This is a genomic window from Paenibacillus nicotianae (genome assembly GCF_042681745.1).
GTDB classification, from domain to species: Bacteria; Bacillota; Bacilli; order Paenibacillales; family Paenibacillaceae; genus Saccharibacillus; species Saccharibacillus nicotianae.
Window position 1 is genome coordinate 761,757 of sequence record NZ_JBHUGF010000010.1, and the last position, 19,660, is coordinate 781,416.

Genomic DNA, 19,660 nt, shown 5'->3' on the forward strand with positions numbered 1-19,660 from the left:
TATGAATTCATTCAGATCATGCTTTTTTTGCTGTAATAAAACGATACAATTATAAGCGGAATTGTAAAACAGTGCCTTGTAATTTCTCCGCCATAGCATGAAGTGTAGCAGTATGGGCTGTACTTTCTTCCAGAAAAGCTAACTGCTCTTCAGTAGCCGCACTGACACTTTCTGTATTCGAAGCGACATGATCGGTTAATCCTGAAATATTTTCCATAGATTTTACAATTTTCTCGGAATGACCGGATAAATGATGGAGCGAATTATTCACTTCTTTAATCTCGGCGGTCGTGTGATCGGTTAACGTTTTGATCGTGTTGAATAAATTGCCTACAGAATGTGCAGCAGTGATACCCTGACTGACTTCTTTTACCATACTTTCAACCGATTCGGTCGCGCCTCTAGTCTCATTTTGAATCGTATTTACTAATTCTTTAACACGTTTGACCGAATCATTGGTTTCATTCGATAGTTTGCGAATTTCGGAGGTCACCACAGCAAATCCACGTCCATGTTCTCCTGCGCGCGCGGCTTCAATAGCAGCATTCAGTGATAATAGACCTGTTTGCGAAGCGATGGAAGAAATAGCATTATTGATTTCTTCAATTTCACTAGAACGTTTATTGAGAGATAAAATAATGACTTCTAATTTACTCATTCGCTGATGAATTTGATCCATTTGATTCATCACATGCGCTATCTCTTTATCGCCTAATAGTGCTTGTGTCTGTGCTTGTTGAGCGACATTCATCGCTTGTTGACTGCTGTGATCAATCTGCTGAATATCTTTATTAACATCATATACAGCTTGTAGACCGCCTTCAACAATTTTGACCTGATCTTGAGTACTATTGGAGAGGTCTGACATAATATCAGCAACATGTTCAGCCGCTTTGCCCGTTTCAGACGCTCCACTAGCTACATCTCTAGAAATAGAAATGACCTGTGCTGCATTATCATTAATTTCATGAACCAGATGCCGCAGATTATTTTTCATACTGTTAAAAGAAGATGCAAGTTCTCCTAATTCATCTTTTTGTTTGACGGTTATATCTTCAATGTTGAGATCACCTGTAGATATCGCTTTCGCTGCTTTATTTAATTTTTGTAAAGGTTTGGAGATCAGACGAGAAATGATAATGCCAATAATAATAGCTAGAGCAAAGTTAATAACGCTAATCGTAATAGCCAGTTGACGCGCATGTAATATTTTTTGCAGATTTTCGTTTTTAGCCGTTTCCATAAGAATATCTTGTTGATCTGAAAATTGTTGAGCAAATGTAACAATCATACTACCTACAGGAATAACGCTTGTAATAATATCGAGATACGATTGATTCAGTTGTGTAGGAGGAAGATTAAACAACTCCTGAGCGTGTGTTTTGTAATAGTCATTCATTTTGAGCATATAATTTATTTTTTCAGTATCTTCTGGTGAGACGACTAGACTTTTCATATCTGTTAAAAGTTGAGTCGTCTGATCATTTGTACTTAATAATTGAGAACCGTCATAAGAATCCCGACTTAGCATATACGACTGCATATATCCATTCTGGCTTGTCGCATAAAATTTTAAATTGTCAGCTTGAGACTTGAGTGTTACATAACGATCTAGAATTGTACTCATCGACTGCTGTATTTGCTGAAGAGACATTATATAGACCACTCCTGCACAGCCAGCAATCAGGGCAATAGCAAGAAATCCAGCTAAAAGTTTATGCAGGATTGAAAGACGCATCATAACCCACTCCTTCATATATAATCATTTCCACTTAGCTATATATTTTTCTTCGTTTGCTTGTGTAATTAATTCATAAGGAATAATGATTTCTTTAGCGACTTTTTTCCCATTGGCTGCTTCGATCGTAGTTTGAAGGCCTTTACTGCCTTGAGCCGCTGCATTTTGAAAAACAGTGACTTTTAATTTATCAGCTTTCATAAAATTAAGAGCATCCATCGTACCATCGACACCGGCAAAAATAATATTTTGATCTTGACCATTAACCTGTGCTGCTAACATAGCTCCGATAATCATTTCATCATTGTTTGCTACAACAGCATCAATATGTTGTTTGGAAGCTAACCATTTAGCCATCAATGCCATGCCTTTAGCCCGATCGTAATTAGCTGTTTCTTCAAAAATAATTTTCATGTTCGGGTACTTAGCAATCACTTCTTTGTTGCCTTTAGTACGGTTTACCTGTGCATCACTGCCCATATCACCATCCATGATTGCAATATTACCTTTTCCGCCTAACAGTCTAGCGACTTCGTTCATCTGAAGTGTACCGGCAGTCAACGAATCAGAACCGATGTAAGAAGTGATTGTCGTTAATTCTTTAAATGTACGATTGACTGCAATGATAGGAATATTAGCTTGATTGGCTAAATCTACAATAGTTTTGGAAATGGTAGGATCCATTGGTAAAAAGGTAATTGCTTTTACATCTTGAGCAATAAATTCTTTGATTTGTTGAAGTTGAGTGGAGGGGTCATTTTTAGCGTCTGCATAAATGACAGTGACATCAGGTTGTGTTTTGGCATAGGCTTGCATACCAGAGGCTACATAACTGATAAATCTATCATTCATATTTGGAATAGATACACCAATCGTTATCTTTCCTGATGTGTTATTCGTAGTTGTAGGAGTCGTTGCTGTTGTAGTAGAGGCATTAGAAGCTGGTGAAGCAGGAGTTACAGAAGAACTGGAAGTACAACCTGAAATAAGCATAATGAGAGCGAACAACAAAAAAATAACGGGGAACTTTAAAAGTACACGCATTTAGCCAACCTCCATACTGTTCATTTTTAAAGCAGCATAGCGTTTACATTTTTTTAGATATAAATAAGGACAAAATGTGACAAGATATAAAATATATCGACAGAGGTTGTATTTTTAATAATAGAGATTTTTATTTTATTAAAGAGGAGAACATTAGTGGAGTTGAATATAAGCGGAGTTGAATATAACTAAAAAATGAATATGACTAAAAGTAGTGGTATTAGAAATCAAAAAACACATATGATATACTAGATATAGATAAATAAATGTAAACACAGCAAAAAACCTATCTATAAACTGTTACCGATAGGCGTTCAAATACCGAAGTAAAATATATGTTGTTATGTACATCGTGTTCACTACATTAAAGGAGGACGTATATGAAACTCCGTATCATGCCTATTTTTATAACAGTAATCGTATCTGCTACTGTATTATTTGGTGGATGGTTTACGTATCGTCAGTTGACTCTCTACAGTCCGCTTACGAAAATTGTACAGAATTATCCTGGGGTCAATGCCTCTCATATTAGTATTAACCCAAAAGAAGTGATGTTGAAACTTGATCTTGCACCTTCTGCAGATTTAGGTGGTCTGGTACAGACATTGAATAAGCAAGGAACCGATATCTGGGGTACACGTACACTTAAATTAGAAGTGACAGATCACTCGAATACAGAACTCGACAAAGTATGGGAAAACGCCATGTTTTCTGTTTCTCAAGCAATGGCGACACAAAAATATACTGAAATTCCGGAAACTGTTGAAAGTATTATGCAACAAAACAAAAATATTCAAGTTAAAGCAGAAATGGATGAACGTAACGTCTACGTATCTTTGAGCAATGGAAAAGGAAGCAAATTCCTGATCTTGCCACGTAATTCTCAAGTCACAGGAGGAAGCGCCTAATGCCTAAATGGACAAAAGAGATTGTTGTTGGATTTGTACCAGTGTTGTTAATTTTTCTTATCTTTGTAGGATATAATATTTTACCGTTATTATTGATTGCTGCTCTAGTGGGTGGAACATTCTTGGTGATGCAAATGCGTGGTGGATTAGCTGTTGGTGCTGCGCAAGAACGTAAACGTAAAAAAAATGGGCCGCTTAAATTAACTTTTGAACAAATTGGTGGTCAAGATAATGCGAAGCGTGAATTGCGTGAAGCTCTTGATTTTCTTGTACGTCATGATGAAATGAACAAATTCGGTATTCGCCCGTTAAAAGGAATACTGCTTACAGGGCCTCCAGGGACAGGTAAAACATTAATGGCAAAAGCAGCAGCTCATTATACCGATTCTGTATTTGTCAGTGCATCCGGTAGCGAATTTGTAGAAATGTATGTCGGTGTTGGAGCAGGACGTATTCGCGATTTGTTCAAAGACGCTCGTACACGTGCTGCCAAAGAAAATAAGCAAAGCGCGATAATTTTTATCGATGAAATAGATGTTATTGGTGGTAAACGTGAAGGCGGACAACAACGTGAGTATGATCAGACGTTGAATCAGTTGTTGACAGAAATGGATGGAATCTATAGCAATGAAGCACCTCGTATCTTGATTATTGCGGCTACCAACCGTAAAGAAATGCTAGATAGTGCATTGTTACGCCCGGGTCGTTTTGATCGTCATATTCAAGTCGATCTACCTGATAAAAAAGGTCGTAAACATATTTTGGAACTTCATGCAGCAAACAAACCGCTTGCCAAAGATACCGATCTAGATAAATTAGCAGAAGAAGCATACGGTTTCTCTGGAGCTCAATTGGAAAGTGTAATGAATGAAGGTGCGATTTATGCGATGCGTCAAAATGCAGACCATATTTTGCAACGTCATCTATCTATGGCAATCGATAAAGTGATGATGGGTGAAAAAACAGATCGTGAATCCAGTATCGAAGAAAAACGTCGCGTAGCTATCCATGAATTAGGACATGCGATTATGGCAGAAGTGGTTCGTCCGGGTAGTGTAGGGCAAGTAGCATTGAGTCCACGCGGTCAAGCGTTAGGCTATGTGCGTCATAATCCTGCACAAGAACAATACTTGTACACGAAGCCATTTTTGGAAGAGCAAATCATGATTGCTCTTGGTGGAGCGGCAGCTGAAGAAATGTATTATGAAGGACGAAGTACAGGTTCTAGAGGCGATTTCGATCAAGCACTCAATATTGTTCAGACAATGATGGAATCGGGTTTGACGAAGCTTGGAATTATCAGTATGAACATGGTTCCTAAAGAACAAATTATGAAAGAAAATAATGCTATTTTAGAAGATTTAACCAGACGCACCAAAGAAATTCTAGATAGCCGTCGCCTAATTTTTGACACATCTTTGGACATTTTGTTAAAAGAAGAAGTGTTATCTGGCGAACAATTTCGACAACAGTTCAATAAAAGTTCAAATGTACCAGCATAATTTAAAATGCTGGTACTTTTTTTTTACTTTTTGCTTGTGCTACGCTATTATTAGATGTTGGAGATCATATAAAAGCCTGACGTTATGTTTTGATTTTTTCGGCTTCAATACGCAAGTACAAAAGATTGGTTTTGAAGTATCTATGTATTTTGTATGAACGCAAGCTAGAGAAGAGACGACAACGAATAGAAGGCTTCAAAGGATATAGACTGAACATATTTGGTCTGTACACTTTATGAATATTGGAAGGGTGGAAAGAAACCATGAATTTTAAAAAAGTCGGCGTTATCGGCGGCGGTACAATGGGACAAGGTATTTCTGAAATGCTTGCTAAGAAGGGCATCGAGGTATTACTTGTTGAGAAAACACAGGACAAGCTGAACCATGCTTGGGATATGATTGAGACCAGTCTGGACAAACAAATGGAGAAATGGGCATTAACTCAAGCAGAGAAAAAATTGATTTTGTCCAAAATCACGAAAGTGACTCATTTTGCAGATTTGGGAACATGTGAACTTGTGATCGAAACGATCAGTGAAGATCCAGAAGCGAAAAAAGAAGTATTTGCTCAATTGGATCAAGTTTGTCCAAGCAATGTAATTTTGGCAAGTAATACATCTACATTGAGCTTAACAGAACTTGCAAGTTCAACAATGTATCCAGAACGTGTTATTGGAATGCACTTTATTTATCCAGTATCCAAAATTGATCTTGTCGAAATCATTCGTGGTCTTCGTACATCCGATCAAACGTTTGAAGTGACAAAGAACTTTATTGAGCAAACAGTCAACAAACGCGGCATCATGGTTTATGAATCTCCTGGATTTGTAACAAGCCGTATTATTTGCTTATTGATCAATGAAGCATTGCATGTACTTGAAGAAGGTGTAGCTTCTGCTGAAGATATCGATGATTCGATGCGCATTGGTTACCAATTCCAATATGGCCCGCTTGAAATGGCTGACCGCTTTGGACTGGATTCAGTAAATGCAGCACTTGAGCGTATGTTCCGCGAATACGGAGAGCTAAAATATCGCCCAGCTATCATTTTGAAAAAAATGGTTCGTGCAGGTAGTCTTGGTGTGAAAACAGGCGAAGGATTCTTCAAGTATGACAAGGATGGTGACCGGATATGAAAGTACTCGTAATCAATGCAGGTAGTTCTTCTCTAAAATACCAGTTGTACAACATGACAGACGAAAGTGTTCTAGCTAAAGGACGCGTAGAACGAATCGGTATGGATTCTTCGATTCTTGTTCACGAGCCTACAGGTGGCGAAGAATACAACACAGTAAGCGAAATTTTAGACCATACGATTGCTATTCGTCGTGTACTTGAAAGCTTAACTGATGAAAAACATGGTGTGATGAAATCTGTAGACGAAATCGATGCTGTTGGACACCGTGTAGTACAAGGGGCAGAATCTTTTAAAGAGTCTGTTCTTGTAGACAAAGATGTAAAAAAAGAAATTCGTCGCTTATTCGATCTAGCTCCTCTTCATAACCCGGCTCATATTATGGGGATTGAAGCAGTTGAACTAAATATGCCTGACGTACCACAGGTTGTTGTATTTGATACAGCATTCCACCAAACGATGCCTGAAAAAGCATACTTGTATGCTATTCCTAAAGTACTTTACAAAAAACATAAAGTACGTCGTTATGGATTCCACGGCACATCTCATTATTATGTTAGTCTTGCAGCGGCTGAGTATCTTAAACGCCCGTTAAAAGAGCTTAAAGTGATCACTTGCCATATCGGTAACGGTGGTAGCTTAACAGCAGTTAAAGACGGTATCTCTGTAGATACATCGATGGGTATGACACCGCTTGAAGGTCTAATCATGGGTACACGTAGTGGTGACCTTGATCCAGCGATCGTACCTTATGTAATGAATAAAGAAGAACTGAGTATCGGTGAAGTTAACTTTATGTTGAACAAACATAGTGGATTAATGGCGATTTCCGGTTCTAGCAGTGATATGCGTGAGATTACAGATGCTATGGCTGAAGGCGATGCGAATTCAACTCTTGCTTTTGAAATGTTTGAATATCGTCTACGTAAATACATCGGTTCGTATGTAGCAGCGATGGACGGTGTAGATGTGATCGTCTTTACAGCAGGTATCGGCGAAAACTCTGCAATCGTTCGTGAAAAAGTATGCGAAAACTTAACGTATCTTGGTGTGAAATTGGATCCAGAATTGAACAAAATCCGTTCTGGTGATCCACGTCGTATTTCTACACCGGATTCTAAAGTAGAAGTACTGGTTGTTCCTACAAATGAAGAACTTGTCATTGCACGTGATACGTACAAGTTGATTCAAAAGTAAGCAACATTACAGATCATAAACAAGCAGATGTTTATTGTATAATGATTTAAAATAGGTAAATGGATGTTATTCAAATGATTTGAATAATGATACTATAAAAGCTTCTCAGTAGAAATCAAAGCAAAGTCGTTTTTTGCTTTGATTTCTTGCTGATGATAGCTTGTAGTCATTACCTATTTCATTGATGTTGCTCAATAAGCAAAAGGGAGAGTATATAAATGTCTACCAAAACCGTTATAAAAAAAGTAAATGAGCATGTTGAACAGACTGTCACGATTGGCGCATGGATCAACAACAAGCGCTCTAGCGGTAAAATTCAGTTTTTGCAATTACGTGATGGTACAGGATATATTCAAGGCGTTGTTGTAAAAAGCGAAGTATCTGAAGAATTGTGGAACGATGCTAAAAGCTTGACACAAGAAAGTTCTTTATATGTAACAGGTATTATTCGTGAAGAACCACGCAGTAAATCTGGATATGAAATGACGGTTACAGGCATTGAAATTATCCATTTGACTGAAAACTATCCAATTACACCAAAAGAACATGGTACAGACTTCTTAATGGATCATCGTCATTTATGGTTGCGTTCCAACAGACAACGCGCTGTTATGGTGATTCGTGCTGAGATTATTCGTGCGGTACAAGAATTTTTCAATGACAATGGATTTACCAAAGTCGATCCGCCAATCTTAACACCATCTGCGGCAGAAGATTCTACAGAACTGTTCCATATCAAATACTTTGATGAAGATGCTTATCTAACACAAAGTGGACAGTTGTATATGGAAGCAGCAGCGATGGCATTGGGTAAAGTATATTCATTTGGGCCTACATTCCGCGCTGAAAAATCCAAAACACGTCGTCACTTGATCGAGTTCTGGATGATCGAGCCTGAAATGGCATTTACCGATCATGAAGAAAGTCTACGTGTTCAAGAACAATTTGTATCGTATGTCGTACAATCTGTTCTTAAAAACTGTCGTACTGAATTGGAAACGTTGGAGCGCGATATTTCTAAATTGGAAAATATTCAAGCACCGTTCCCTCGTATTTCTTATGATGAAGCGATTGAGTTCTTAAAAGGTAAAGATTTCGATATCCCTTGGGGTAATGACTTTGGTGCGCCACACGAAACAGCGATTGCTGAAGCGTATGACAAGCCTGTATTTATCACTAACTATCCTAAAGATATCAAAGCTTTCTATATGAAACCTGATCCTGAACGTCCTGAAGTGGTACTGTGTGCGGATATGATCGCACCGGAAGGATATGGAGAGATTATCGGTGGATCACAACGTATCGACGATCCTGAGCTAATGAAACAGCGTTTTGAAGAGCATAACCTGACAGAAGAAGCTTACAAATGGTATCTTGATCTACGTACGTACGGAAGTGTACCGCACTCTGGCTTCGGTCTAGGTCTAGAACGTACAGTGGCATGGATTTGTGGATTGGATCATGTCCGCGAAACGATTGCATTCCCACGTATGTTGTACCGTCTGTACCCTTAGTCTCTACGTAGGATAATGTCTAATCGTAGAGCAATAGAAAGGGTGAATCACATGGGCGGAGAACAATGGAAGTCCTGGTCTAAAGGTGCTGCCTTTGCTTTGGGTTTGCAGACAGCGAATGTGCCGTATGCGTTGCTCAAATATTATCAGGCATTAGATCTGGATGATGCGGAAGCAATGTTGCTCATTCAAATTTTATCTTTTCGACAAGTTGAAAATAATGAATTCCCGACACTCGAAGAACTTCAATGGAGAACAGGAGCAGATGCGTCATTGATCGCTACTCGTATTCAGAAGTTAATGAAGTCAGGATTTATTTTGATTGAGGATGAAGAAGACCCGTTAACAGGCATTCGCTATGAACGTTATGATCTAAGCGGATTGTATGAGAAACTGGGAACTGTACTGGCGACAGAGCAGCAAGATCGTATTGATTCTTCAGATGTTTTACCAGAACCAGTCAAACCAATGTCCAAAGCAGATAAGCAAGCAGAAAACGAACGTAATCTTTTTATTATTTTTGAAAAAGAATTTGCTCGTCCGTTATCTCCGATGGAATGTGAAACAATCTCCAGTTGGATTGATCAGGATCGGTATGCCGAAGAATTGATTCTAATGGCGCTCAAAGAAGCTGTATTTGCAGGTAAGCTTCATTTTAGATACATTGATCGTATTTTACTAGAATGGAATCGGAATCGTGTACGCACTGTAGAAGACGCTCGTGCACATACACAAAAATTCCGTCAACGGTAAGTAAAAAATACCTGTTGAGTCATCATCCAAAGTAAGTTGTAATATTAAAAACGATAAATACTAACTAAAAAGGCTGTTTCCCGATAAGTAGTCGAGGAAACAGCCTTTTTGATATTTTAAAATACAATCAATACATCGGTCGAGTCTATATAGGATACAGTCAATCATAGAAGATTAATATATCGTAGATCGACTAAGCTTTAAGTGAGGTCAATAATAACCTTAATAGTACCTTTAGCTTCACTAGCGAATTTAAAAGCTTCATTAATATCTTCAAGCTTAAACGTCTGTGTGACCATCGTAGCTACCGTTGTCTTTTCCTCGGTCAAATGGTCGATTACTTCAATAATATCTTCTTGTGTATACCCACGAGAACCCATAAGTGTAAATTCATTAGACATAAAGGCTGTTGGATTAATCGAAATTTCTTTTTTGTAGACCGCAATAATACACATTTTAGAATGAGGTTTGGCAAAAGCAATAGTACTCTGAAGTAAAGCAGGTGCACCTGCCGCATCAATATATAGATCGACATTAGGGATCGACTGACCCATAGAATTGATTTGTGATCCAAAAATACGCATTAATCCATCTGCCAAATTTTCTTTTTTGGTATTTAAAGTATGAAGCCCGATTGTGGCTGCTTTTTGCAAACGCCATTCATCGATATCGACTATACACACATTTTGATTTCCTTTTGCCAAAATGCTTGCTGCTGCCGAGATACCGATAGGCCCTGCGCCAAAAACGACAATACGATCATCCGGCTTGGCTTGAAGTACATTTGCTCCATGAGTACCTACACTCATCGGTTCAACCAATACTGCGGCTTCAAGGGGCACTTTTTTATCAATCGTATAGATATTGTAATTCAATTGAGCTTCTTCAATAAGGATATACTGTGAAAAAGCACAACCGGCTATCGATTTAGCTGCTCCGGTCTTTTTGGCTGTGATTGGATTGACAAAAACATGCATACCTAAAGCAATATCTGCACTAACTTTATCCCCTATTTCTACGACTTCACCAACCATTTCATGTCCAAATTCTTCTCCAGGTTCAACATTAAATAAATGTCCGCCCAAATTATAAACAGCAATATCAGTGCCACAGATACCTGCACGTAAATTTTTGACTAAAATATCATGGTCACCCACTGTAGGAATAGGTAATTCCTCTACTTTTAAATCTTGAACTCCATAGTAAATTGCTGCTTTCATATTCAATAACCTCCAATATTCAACTTTTAATTAGTAAAATATAGAAAACATTCTAAACATTCTCGTTTTTTATCGATAGCATATTGTATAATAGATACTGTGTCGATAAAATAAAATTAGCACATCAAAATAGTAAAAACCATGCACACATTAAACGTAAATGTTGTGTAGTCAGCAGGTACAGCAATCAGTGTTAATAAAATCAAAGAATATAGTCATTTAAAGGAGATTTGTCGATGAAGTCCAAAAAAGAAGACCCTAGAGTGAAGCGAACAAAGAAAATGTTCAAAGAGGCTATCTATTCGTTGCTCCAGGAAACAGAAATAAGTAAACTCACGATTCAAAGTCTGGCTGAACGGGCAGAATTAAATAGAGCTACATTTTATCTACATTATCGAGATATAGAACATTTAATAGATGAGATTATTAACGAAGTGCTTAATGAAATGTATGAGACGATCTATGAGAAAATCCAAAAGTCTAACGATTCCGCTTCGTTACCACAGATTGTTGCTTTGTTAGAGCATATTTATAACAACGCAAGTATTTACAAAGTTATGCTAGAAGACAGTCAGCAATTCCGTAAAAAAGTATTTGAAATGTTAGTAGAAGTTGTTTATATCTTAGGAGAAAATAAAAATCATGAAATGAATCGTGCGGTTGCGATTCCAAATGAAATTGTAGCAGCATCAATTATAGGGATTATTACATGGTGGCTTCAGGAGGGTGTACCATACACGCCTAACTATTTAGCGAGTGAAATTTTGAAGGTAGCTAACGTGGAATAACAAAGTACAAAAGTAGAACAAACAAAAAGCATATCGACAAATATAAGAGAGAAATCGTATAAAAAAATGAGATTGAAAAAAATATTTTTAAATTTATTTTCGCAATAAAATCATGATTTTTTACACTTTTTTTACGAAATAAAAAGAAAAATAAGCAATTTAGAATTTAGATTTAAAATTCATTTTTAAGTATAAATATACATTAACCTATATTTGGAAAAAAGAGATTTGATTGAATACAATAATAGACTAAATGATAGTTAGCTACTTAGGTGTAAGGTATATATGACATGAAGAGTAATATCAGAATAAAATTATATGAAATGAATAAACTATTAGAAATGTTAACATATGATCAAACAAATATAGACTAGCAAAGGAAATTATATAGGTAAGCAAATTAAAAAGAAGCATTTTGAAGTGAAAAAAGAGAGAAAACTAAGAAAGTAACCTAATTTAAAGTAATCATATGAAATTATTTTTATATAAATATGAACTTTGATGTCACTTTATATAACACAAATACTAAAATGTGTACATATTATGGACAAAAGAGAAGGGAATCAGAAATGTAAACGGAATGTGAAAAAATATACAGTAAATATTAAATTGGGAAAAAGTTTAGCCAAAATGTAAGCGCTAAACTAATTAGGTATGTTTCTATTCTTTATGTACATTTAATTTTGCAAAATATAATAAAATCAATTTCAGTAGGGTTGCAATTTATTTGAAATAGGAGTAAAGTTACTTTTGCCCTGATAAACAAGTACTGAATACTTACAAATACATGATTACTATCTCATAATTATTCATAACAAGCTAAAGTGGTTAGAGTATAGAGTGATCTAAAATCAAGATACACACGTAACACATAGTAATACAAAATAAAACATTCAATTAGGAGAGATACAAAATGATGAACAGCAAAATTCAAAAAGTATTATTGTCTACAGTAGTAGCAGCAAGTTTGGGAGCAGTATCTGTAGTAGCACCTTTGGGAGCACACCAAGTATCTGCTGCAACTAACGATTCTAACCATGAAAAAAACAAAGATAAAGCAGAAAAACGTGCTGACAACGCTGCTTACCAAGCTGCAGTATCTGCACAAGTAAATGCAATGTTCGGTTCTTCTAACGAAACAACAACAGCTCCAGAACAAGAAAAAACAGATGCCGCTAAGACACCTGCTACTGAAACACAAGCTAAAACAAACGTAACTGTAGTTGTTCCACAAGGTGCTAGCCTTACTGAAATCGCTGCTCAATATGGTGTAACTGTAGATGAGTTGATTGCTGCTAACAATCTTCTTCCAGCTGGATACCAATTGACTATTCCGCAAAAATAAGATTTATCCATCTGATCGGCCAAGAGCATAGGATAGAAAAATACCAATAAAGATATACATGAAACCATCTACTGCCATAGGTGGTTTCTATTATGGTATTTCTTATACGAAATGCAACATATTTAAGTCAAGGAATGCAGATGACTCAGTTGATCTGTTTGCTTGTTATTAATTTATAATCAGTATACGGGTATTTGTAATGAAGGGCAACAACTATTTGTGTTTTACATACAAAAAAAGCTGACATTAACCATAATGTCAGCTTTTTTGTACGTTTTTTTCAAATATTTCCAAAATGATAACGCTCCATTTGTATAAAAACGTGATTCTGATCTGTATCAAATGTCTAAATCCGAACGGATCAGAATCACATCACCTATGATATTCGTAAAAATGACTCTAATATATACCTATTTTACTTATCAAGCAGTCTATTATTTTCATGCTAGAAGCAATACTATTTTTTCAATAACAAATCACGATAAATATACTCAAAAATAAATTCAAATGCTTCAAGATGGCGTTTGGCTTCAAATGCGTTTTTGCCCCATGCGTAGATACCATGTCCACGTAGAAGAATACCTGGAATCGATTGATTTAATACACCGGATACCAACTCAGCGATTTTAGGGATTTCAGCGTAGTTCGGCAATACCGGAATCGTAATAGCCGCATTTTCTTCCCAGATATTGAATGCTTTGATTAATTCAAGTCCTTGTATCGGTACAGCACCTTGCTCACCGAAATATTCGCTCACTAGATTGTTAAATACGGTATGCACATGGAATACAGCTCCACAACCTGTTTCACGATAAATTTCGCAATGAATTAACGTCTCTGCACTTGGCTTTAATCCTGTTGTTTCACAAGGACGTCCATCTTGATCGACAAATAAGAAATCGGATGGAGTACTAACAGATTTGTCTTTTCCACTGGCGGTGATCGCAAAATGGAAGTTCTCAGGTGTATATTCGCCTACACGCAGCGATAAGTTACCACTTGTACCCGGAAACCAATGTCTTGCTGCAAATTGCTCTTTGATGCTACCCAGCTCTTGTAATGCTGCTTGCTTATGTTCTAAAGGGATATTAACAAAACTCATGAATGTATCGCTCCTATTCTTTGTCCGAAATCTGAAATAATATCATGAAACGTATGGAAAGGTACATGATCTACACCTAATTCTACGCATTTGTCTGTTAATACAGAGCGAGAGTAGACCAGATCAGCAATCTTAGCTCCTTCAAAATCGGTTAAACTATCACCAATCAGGATACGCTCATATTGATCAGGTGAAAATTGACGCATCACTGTTGTTTTGCACATTCCGCAATCGTTTTGGCAATGGTCATCACAAGGATGAGTCCATACAATCTCAATATACTCGCCGCTAAAGTCAGAACCATTACAGAAAATATGATCTTCTGCAATCTCAAAAGGGGCTAACAACGGTTTTAAAAAAAAGTCGATTCCACCGCTAGTCACATAAAAAGGAACTTGATGGCGATGAACCAAAGCTAGAAAATCGTTAAACCCTTCACGAATACCTGCTGTACTCATTACATAATCAACAATTTCTTGCTTTTGTGAAGAATGAAGTAGTGCAAACATCTTACCTACACCATCACGAATCGAACGCTGTCCTGCTACCACTTCATTCATAATTTTCTCATAACCAGGAGGAGAAAAGTGTTTCATAATCGCAACAATATTGTCTGAATTCGTAATCGTTCCATCAAAATCGCAAAAAATAATCGGTTGTTTACTTACACTCATCGTTCTCCACCCCAAAGTTCTAATGCTTGTCTAAGTTCATTGTGTCCTTGAGCCGCATAATCAGCAAGTGGAGTGCCTGCTAGTGCAGCATCAATAGCCTGTTGGAAAGCTTTACCGCCAGCGCTAGCACCTTCTGGATGACCATGAATACCGCCACCTGCATTAATAATAACTTGATTACCAAAGTCTTTCAGAATCAACGGTACAAGCCCTGGATGAATACCGGCTGATGGTACAGGGAAGCTATGCTGAAAAGGCAATGCTGGAGATACCAGTTGCTCACGAATAGCCATATTTTCTGCTTTTGGCATCACGACAGAACCATAAGGAGAAGGGAATAGCACCAGATCAGCACCGGCAATACGCATTAATTGACCAAGCAATACAGAAGCAGAAATTCCATAATACGGCGAAGGATAATACGCTCCTGCAAGTGATGGATGCGCCATAATCGGAATATTGATTTCAGGATCGCGTGCCAGTTCATGAAGAACATCATATCCATAAGCTAATACATTGAGGAGTAGAGCATTAGCTCCCGAATCGATTGCTTTTTTGGCTTGTTCTTTTAAATGAAAAGTATGACCGGTTAAGTTAGCAGCGTACAGTACTTTTTTACCTGTTTGAGCTTGTGCATCATCTGCAGCTTTACGGCAAGCAGCTACACGTTTTTCGATCGGTGTTAATTCATTTTCAAACAAAATCTCGTCATCTTTAATCAGATCAACGCCACCTAAAGCTTGGGCGGTAAATTGACGTGTTAATTCATCGAGATCATGACCGATAACAGATTTGAAAATACTCATTAATAGTGGACGTTCAGGAATACCTAGAATATCACGCACACCTTGTATACCAAATTTAGGGCCTGTAAAAGCACTTAAAAACGTATCTGAAAATTGTAAATTGGTTAGTTTAATCTGACCATCCATCGAAATTTTACCAAAGACTGTAATCAGTAAAGCAGGGATATCCGAACTGAAGTTAGCATCAGGATAAGCGATCTGAATATCAGCATACCGCTCCCCTTGTTCAGATTCATTCACTTCAACCGAAATGACTTCACCCAAATGCTTTTTCATCGATTCTTGCTTGGCAGCAGGTAATTCAGTCCAGCTACCAACAGTCATCCCGATCGCAATCGATGATGCTTTTTTATGAAAATCAGCCTTGCTATCGTAACAACGATAAGAAGCGATACAGTAACTCATGAATTGTCCTCCTTGAGTGCAGCGCCCATTTCGCGGGAACGTTCTGCACAGCGTTCTACAGCACGCATAATCGTTTCTTGCATATGTGCATCTTCAAATACTTTGATAGCGGCTGCGGTTGATCCGTTAGGTGAAGTGACTTTGGCACGTAGAGCAGCAGGTTCTTCCCCGGTTTGTTGAACCATATGAGCAGCACCAATTACGGTCTGCACGGTCAGCTCACGTGCTTGTTCAGCCGATAATCCGCCTTCAACACCTGCACGAATCATCGATTCCATCACATAATAAATATACGCAGGGCCACTTCCAGAAATACCGGTCAATGTCTCCATTTGTGATTCTTCAATCTCGGTTACAGTACCAACAGCTTCAAACAAATGATGAACCAATTGACGTTGTTTTAAAGTAGCTTCTTGCGAAAAGACAAGACCGGTTGCTCCGAGTCCTATACTGCTAGACGTATTCGGCATGGTACGCGCTACAGGTTGCTTGCGACCGAGTAGATGCTGAATAGTTGCCACTTCTAAGCCTGCAATTACAGATACAACAAGTTGATCTTCTTTTAACGTCGGTCCTAATTGACGAAGCGCATTAGCGGCATCGATCGGCTTCATTGCAAGTACAATCACTTTAGATTTTTGCAAAGCAACTGTACGTGCCGATTCTTCTCCGGCTACAGATACACCATAACGTTGAACCAAATAATTCAAACGATCTTGATTGCCACGATTCAGCATGGTCACTTGATCTGGAACTACGACAGCACGATTGACTAGACCTCGCAAAATAGCTTCTGCCATCGATCCTGATCCATAAAAACAAACAGGTTCTGTTATTAACGTTTGCATCGATTGAGGGTGACTCATCGTTATATCCATCCTTTCAAGCACTTGTTAGTATAAGTGCGACGTCTTCTAGTGAAATCAAAACATGATTCATATTTATATTATTGACGAATTTGACCATTTCCGTAAATACGATATTTGGTAGAAGTAAGTGCAGGTAAGCCCATAGGACCGCGAGCATGTAATTTCTGTGTACTGATACCAATTTCGGCACCAAATCCAAATTCAAATCCATCGGTGAAACGAGTAGATGCGTTATGATATACAGCCGCCGCATCCACTTCTTGCATAAATCGTTTTGCATGTTCTTCATCATCCGTTACAATACACTCTGAATGCATCGTGCCATAAGTAGCGATATGTTGCAGAGCTTCATCCAAATTGGCTACGATTTTGATATTTAAAATATAGTCGTTATACTCGGTAGCATAATCTTGTTCTGTGGCTTCTTTTGCCCACGAAATCCGTTCGCGTGTCAGAGCGCATCCACGAATTTCAACTTGATCTTGACGTAGTGCTTCTGCAAGTGTTATTAGAGCCGTCTGATCGTAATCGGTATGCACCAATAATGTTTCCATCGAATTGCAGACAGAAGGACGTTGTACTTTAGCATTAATAGCAATATCCTGTGCCATCTGATGATCTGCAGTAGCATCAATAAAAGTATGACAAATGCCTGCACCAGTCTCAATCACAGGAACGGTCGAATTTTGAACGACATTCTGGATCAGTGAATGACCACCACGAGGAATAATCACATCGATAATACCATTAAGCTTCATCATTTCATTAACAGAAGCACGATCAGCATCTTCGATCAGCTGTAATGCATTATGCGGAATAGCAGATTGTTTTAACGCTTGATGAAGAATCTCAACGATTTTACGATTGGATGAAAGGGCTGCTGAACCGCCACGCAAAACGACTGCATTTCCTGTTTTGAGCGATAATCCAGCGGCATCTACAGTCACATTTGGACGAGCTTCATAGATAATGCCAATCACTCCAATAGGAACACGAATCTTTTCAATAATTAATCCATTTGGACGTTCTAATGTCTCTAATAAATCACCTACAGGATCATCCAGATCAGCGATTTGGCGCAACGCAGAAGCAATACCTTCAATACGTACGCTATCCAGACGCAGACGATCTAACATAGATTCAGAGGTGCCTTGCGCACGTCCACGTTCCAAATCTTCTACATTTGCTGTAATAATCTCATCGGTATGAGAGATTAATGCTTTTGCCATCATAAGCAATGTTTCATTTTTGTCTTGAGTAGATAATGCTCCAAGTCTAGTCGAAGCTTGTTTGGCAAGAGTGGATTTGTCTACTACTTCACTCATAATAAAAAACCTCCTCTATTTATCATAAATTAGAATCCAGATCAATGTTTATAAAGAAACCCATTCATCTCGATGTACAGCTTCTAATCGATGGATATCTTCAATACCTAATCGCTTCGATATTTCAGAGCTTGGAAGACCACAGATTAATTGTAATTGATCATGATCATAATTGACGATACCCCGTCCAAGCACTTCACGTTTAAGATTAATGACTTCAATCACATCACCGGCATGGAATTGTCCTTCAACTTGCTTGATTCCGACAGGCAATAAGCTACGATTCTCACGAATTAAGGCATGTGCTGCTCCGTCATCAACAAGTAACGTACCGAGCGGAGTAGATAAAAATCCAAGCCATTGTTTTTTGATCGACAGGGCAGACACATGAGTCGCGAAATAAGTGCCTTTGCCATGATGATCAATCGCCGCTTTGAGATCACCGACTTCGCGTACACGACCGACAAATACAGGCACACCGCCACGAGTCGCAATTTTGGCGGCATCAAGCTTGGAACGCATTCCGCCTGTACCTACTGCTGAACCTGAACCCCCAGCAACCGCGTAGATCTCGTCGGTAATCTCATCGATTCGATCATATCGTGTAGCTGTAGGATCATGACGCGGGTCTGCGCTATACAATCCTTCCATATCTGTCAAAATTACTAATTGCGAAGCACGAGCTAGATTAGCAACAAGTGCAGATAAAGTATCGTTATCACCAAATTTTAATTCATCGACAGATACAGTATCATTTTCGTTAAAGATAGGAATAACCCCTTGCTTGAGCAATTCTTCAATAGTCATCGTAGCATTGCCTGTACGCTTACGATTATTAAAATCACTGCGTGTTAACAAAATCTGCCCGCTGACAATCCCATGACGGGCAAAAGCTTCTTGATAATCTCGCATTAATAGCGCTTGACCAACCGATGCAGCGGCTTGCTTTTCGTGTAATAATTTAGGGCGTGACTGATAACCGATTTCTCTAAACCCTGCGGCAACGGCTCCAGAAGTCACTAATAGAACAGAATATCCTGCTTTCTGTAATGAGGCGATCTCATCTGCAAAAAAATCAACAGCTTGATGATCCAGCCCTCCTTGTGATCCGGTTAGCGAGCTGCTCCCAATCTTGACAACAATACGCTGATTTGACAATCGTTTCACTCCTTTATAACTGCCTGACTTGCTATCATATTTCTTCAAATATAAACAAAAAAGACTTTCATCCTCTACATCAACATACGATGCAAAGGACGAAAGTCTGAGCTTCCGCGGTACCACCTTTATTGATAGACTTTATCATTCTATCCGGCTTACTTGTCCAAGATAACG

At 38.2% G+C, this 19,660-nt stretch carries 17 protein-coding genes and 1 other annotated feature (1 of these 18 running past the window's edge); of the genes, 8 read left to right on the top strand and 9 right to left on the bottom strand.

Annotated elements, in window-relative coordinates; translation table 11 throughout:
• Positions 1-49: 49 nt before the first annotated feature.
• Together ACFSGI_RS07595 and ACFSGI_RS07600 are read right to left on the bottom strand one after the other, a co-directional pair.
• Positions 50-1,738 (bottom strand): methyl-accepting chemotaxis protein, encoded by a 1,689-nt coding sequence (locus ACFSGI_RS07595; RefSeq protein WP_379282840.1) that lies wholly within the window; start codon positions 1,736-1,738, stop codon positions 50-52.
• Positions 1,739-1,762: 24 nt separating this feature from the next.
• Positions 1,763-2,782 (bottom strand): sugar ABC transporter substrate-binding protein, encoded by a 1,020-nt coding sequence (locus ACFSGI_RS07600; RefSeq protein ID WP_204823552.1) that lies wholly within the window; start codon positions 2,780-2,782, stop codon positions 1,763-1,765.
• A 380-nt stretch (positions 2,783-3,162) separates the two neighbouring features.
• On the opposite strand from ACFSGI_RS07600, the gene ACFSGI_RS07605 reads away from it, so the two are divergent.
• The 6 genes from ACFSGI_RS07605 (at position 3,163) to ACFSGI_RS07630 (ending at position 9,791) form a co-directional block, all read left to right on the top strand.
• Positions 3,163-3,690: a hypothetical protein gene (locus ACFSGI_RS07605; RefSeq protein WP_204823553.1), complete on the top strand. Its 528-nt coding sequence runs from the start codon at positions 3,163-3,165 to the stop codon at positions 3,688-3,690.
• Positions 3,690-5,192 carry an AAA family ATPase gene (locus ACFSGI_RS07610; RefSeq protein ID WP_204823554.1) on the top strand — a complete coding sequence of 501 codons (1,503 nt, stop codon included), beginning with the start codon at positions 3,690-3,692 and terminating at the stop codon, positions 5,190-5,192. Before ACFSGI_RS07605 ends, ACFSGI_RS07610 begins: the two co-directional genes overlap by 1 nt.
• A 263-nt stretch (positions 5,193-5,455) precedes the next feature.
• Positions 5,456-6,328 (top strand): 3-hydroxyacyl-CoA dehydrogenase family protein, encoded by an 873-nt coding sequence (locus ACFSGI_RS07615; protein WP_204823555.1) that lies wholly within the window; start codon positions 5,456-5,458, stop codon positions 6,326-6,328.
• Positions 6,325-7,524: an acetate kinase gene (locus tag ACFSGI_RS07620; RefSeq protein WP_069327956.1), complete on the top strand. Its 1,200-nt coding sequence runs from the start codon at positions 6,325-6,327 to the stop codon at positions 7,522-7,524. Before ACFSGI_RS07615 ends, ACFSGI_RS07620 begins: the two co-directional genes overlap by 4 nt.
• A 218-nt stretch (positions 7,525-7,742) precedes the next feature.
• The gene (gene asnS / locus ACFSGI_RS07625) at positions 7,743-9,038 is read left to right on the top strand and encodes an asparagine--tRNA ligase (RefSeq protein WP_204823556.1); all 1,296 of its coding nucleotides are present in this window, start codon (positions 7,743-7,745) and stop codon (positions 9,036-9,038) included.
• A 51-nt stretch (positions 9,039-9,089) separates the two neighbouring features.
• A complete protein-coding gene (locus ACFSGI_RS07630) occupies positions 9,090-9,791 on the top strand; it encodes a DnaD domain-containing protein (RefSeq protein WP_204823557.1) in 702 nt (233 codons plus the stop codon).
• A gap of 200 nt (positions 9,792-9,991) precedes the next feature.
• Here the strand turns inward: ACFSGI_RS07630 and ACFSGI_RS07635 are convergent, their stop codons facing one another.
• A complete protein-coding gene (locus ACFSGI_RS07635; RefSeq protein WP_204823558.1) occupies positions 9,992-11,011 on the bottom strand; it encodes a zinc-dependent alcohol dehydrogenase in 1,020 nt (339 codons plus the stop codon).
• Positions 11,012-11,247: 236 nt separating this feature from the next.
• On the opposite strand from ACFSGI_RS07635, the gene ACFSGI_RS07640 reads away from it, so the two are divergent.
• Positions 11,248-11,799 (top strand): TetR/AcrR family transcriptional regulator, encoded by a 552-nt coding sequence (locus ACFSGI_RS07640; protein WP_204823559.1) that lies wholly within the window; start codon positions 11,248-11,250, stop codon positions 11,797-11,799.
• 913 nt (positions 11,800-12,712) lie between these two features.
• The gene (locus ACFSGI_RS07645; RefSeq protein WP_379282845.1) at positions 12,713-13,144 is read left to right on the top strand and encodes a LysM peptidoglycan-binding domain-containing protein; all 432 of its coding nucleotides are present in this window, start codon (positions 12,713-12,715) and stop codon (positions 13,142-13,144) included.
• 457 nt (positions 13,145-13,601) lie between these two features.
• Here the strand turns inward: ACFSGI_RS07645 and mtnB are convergent, their stop codons facing one another.
• From mtnB to proB, 6 genes are all read right to left on the bottom strand, one after another.
• Positions 13,602-14,246, bottom strand: coding sequence for a methylthioribulose 1-phosphate dehydratase (gene mtnB / locus ACFSGI_RS07650; protein WP_204823560.1), 645 nt, complete (start codon positions 14,244-14,246; stop codon positions 13,602-13,604).
• The gene (locus tag ACFSGI_RS07655) at positions 14,243-14,920 is read right to left on the bottom strand and encodes a 2-hydroxy-3-keto-5-methylthiopentenyl-1-phosphate phosphatase (RefSeq protein ID WP_204823561.1); all 678 of its coding nucleotides are present in this window, start codon (positions 14,918-14,920) and stop codon (positions 14,243-14,245) included. Before ACFSGI_RS07655 ends, mtnB begins: the two co-directional genes overlap by 4 nt.
• Entirely contained in the window at positions 14,917-16,131 is a 1,215-nt protein-coding gene (locus ACFSGI_RS07660) for a 2,3-diketo-5-methylthiopentyl-1-phosphate enolase (RefSeq protein WP_204823562.1), read from the bottom strand. The genes ACFSGI_RS07655 and ACFSGI_RS07660 overlap by 4 nt, the downstream gene beginning before the upstream one ends.
• Positions 16,128-16,997: a pyrroline-5-carboxylate reductase gene (gene proC / locus ACFSGI_RS07665; protein WP_204823563.1), complete on the bottom strand. Its 870-nt coding sequence runs from the start codon at positions 16,995-16,997 to the stop codon at positions 16,128-16,130. The genes ACFSGI_RS07660 and proC overlap by 4 nt, the downstream gene beginning before the upstream one ends.
• 80 nt (positions 16,998-17,077) lie before the next feature.
• Positions 17,078-18,325, bottom strand: coding sequence for a glutamate-5-semialdehyde dehydrogenase (locus ACFSGI_RS07670; RefSeq protein ID WP_204823564.1), 1,248 nt, complete (start codon positions 18,323-18,325; stop codon positions 17,078-17,080).
• A 48-nt stretch (positions 18,326-18,373) separates the two neighbouring features.
• Positions 18,374-19,483 (bottom strand): glutamate 5-kinase, encoded by a 1,110-nt coding sequence (gene proB, locus ACFSGI_RS07675; protein WP_379282849.1) that lies wholly within the window; start codon positions 19,481-19,483, stop codon positions 18,374-18,376.
• A 91-nt stretch (positions 19,484-19,574) separates the two neighbouring features.
• Positions 19,575-19,660, bottom strand: a binding site (T-box leader); it runs 140 nt beyond the window's last position.

What these genes read in the sequence shown, in the direction of transcription:
- ACFSGI_RS07595 (WP_379282840.1), bottom strand. Translation starts at nt 1,738, where the DNA reads ATGCGTCTTTCAATCCTGCATAAACTTTTAGCTGGATTTCTTGCTATT.
- ACFSGI_RS07600 (WP_204823552.1), bottom strand. Translation starts at nt 2,782, where the DNA reads ATGCGTGTACTTTTAAAGTTCCCCGTTATTTTTTTGTTGTTCGCTCTC.
- ACFSGI_RS07605 (WP_204823553.1), top strand. Translation starts at nt 3,163, where the DNA reads ATGAAACTCCGTATCATGCCTATTTTTATAACAGTAATCGTATCTGCT.
- ACFSGI_RS07610 (WP_204823554.1), top strand. Translation starts at nt 3,690, where the DNA reads ATGCCTAAATGGACAAAAGAGATTGTTGTTGGATTTGTACCAGTGTTG.
- ACFSGI_RS07615 (WP_204823555.1), top strand. Translation starts at nt 5,456, where the DNA reads ATGAATTTTAAAAAAGTCGGCGTTATCGGCGGCGGTACAATGGGACAA.
- ACFSGI_RS07620 (WP_069327956.1), top strand. Translation starts at nt 6,325, where the DNA reads ATGAAAGTACTCGTAATCAATGCAGGTAGTTCTTCTCTAAAATACCAG.
- asnS (WP_204823556.1), top strand. Translation starts at nt 7,743, where the DNA reads ATGTCTACCAAAACCGTTATAAAAAAAGTAAATGAGCATGTTGAACAG.
- ACFSGI_RS07630 (WP_204823557.1), top strand. Translation starts at nt 9,090, where the DNA reads ATGGGCGGAGAACAATGGAAGTCCTGGTCTAAAGGTGCTGCCTTTGCT.
- ACFSGI_RS07635 (WP_204823558.1), bottom strand. Translation starts at nt 11,011, where the DNA reads ATGAAAGCAGCAATTTACTATGGAGTTCAAGATTTAAAAGTAGAGGAA.
- ACFSGI_RS07640 (WP_204823559.1), top strand. Translation starts at nt 11,248, where the DNA reads ATGAAGTCCAAAAAAGAAGACCCTAGAGTGAAGCGAACAAAGAAAATG.
- ACFSGI_RS07645 (WP_379282845.1), top strand. Translation starts at nt 12,713, where the DNA reads ATGATGAACAGCAAAATTCAAAAAGTATTATTGTCTACAGTAGTAGCA.
- mtnB (WP_204823560.1), bottom strand. Translation starts at nt 14,246, where the DNA reads ATGAGTTTTGTTAATATCCCTTTAGAACATAAGCAAGCAGCATTACAA.
- ACFSGI_RS07655 (WP_204823561.1), bottom strand. Translation starts at nt 14,920, where the DNA reads ATGAGTGTAAGTAAACAACCGATTATTTTTTGCGATTTTGATGGAACG.
- ACFSGI_RS07660 (WP_204823562.1), bottom strand. Translation starts at nt 16,131, where the DNA reads ATGAGTTACTGTATCGCTTCTTATCGTTGTTACGATAGCAAGGCTGAT.
- proC (WP_204823563.1), bottom strand. Translation starts at nt 16,997, where the DNA reads ATGAGTCACCCTCAATCGATGCAAACGTTAATAACAGAACCTGTTTGT.
- ACFSGI_RS07670 (WP_204823564.1), bottom strand. Translation starts at nt 18,325, where the DNA reads ATGAGTGAAGTAGTAGACAAATCCACTCTTGCCAAACAAGCTTCGACT.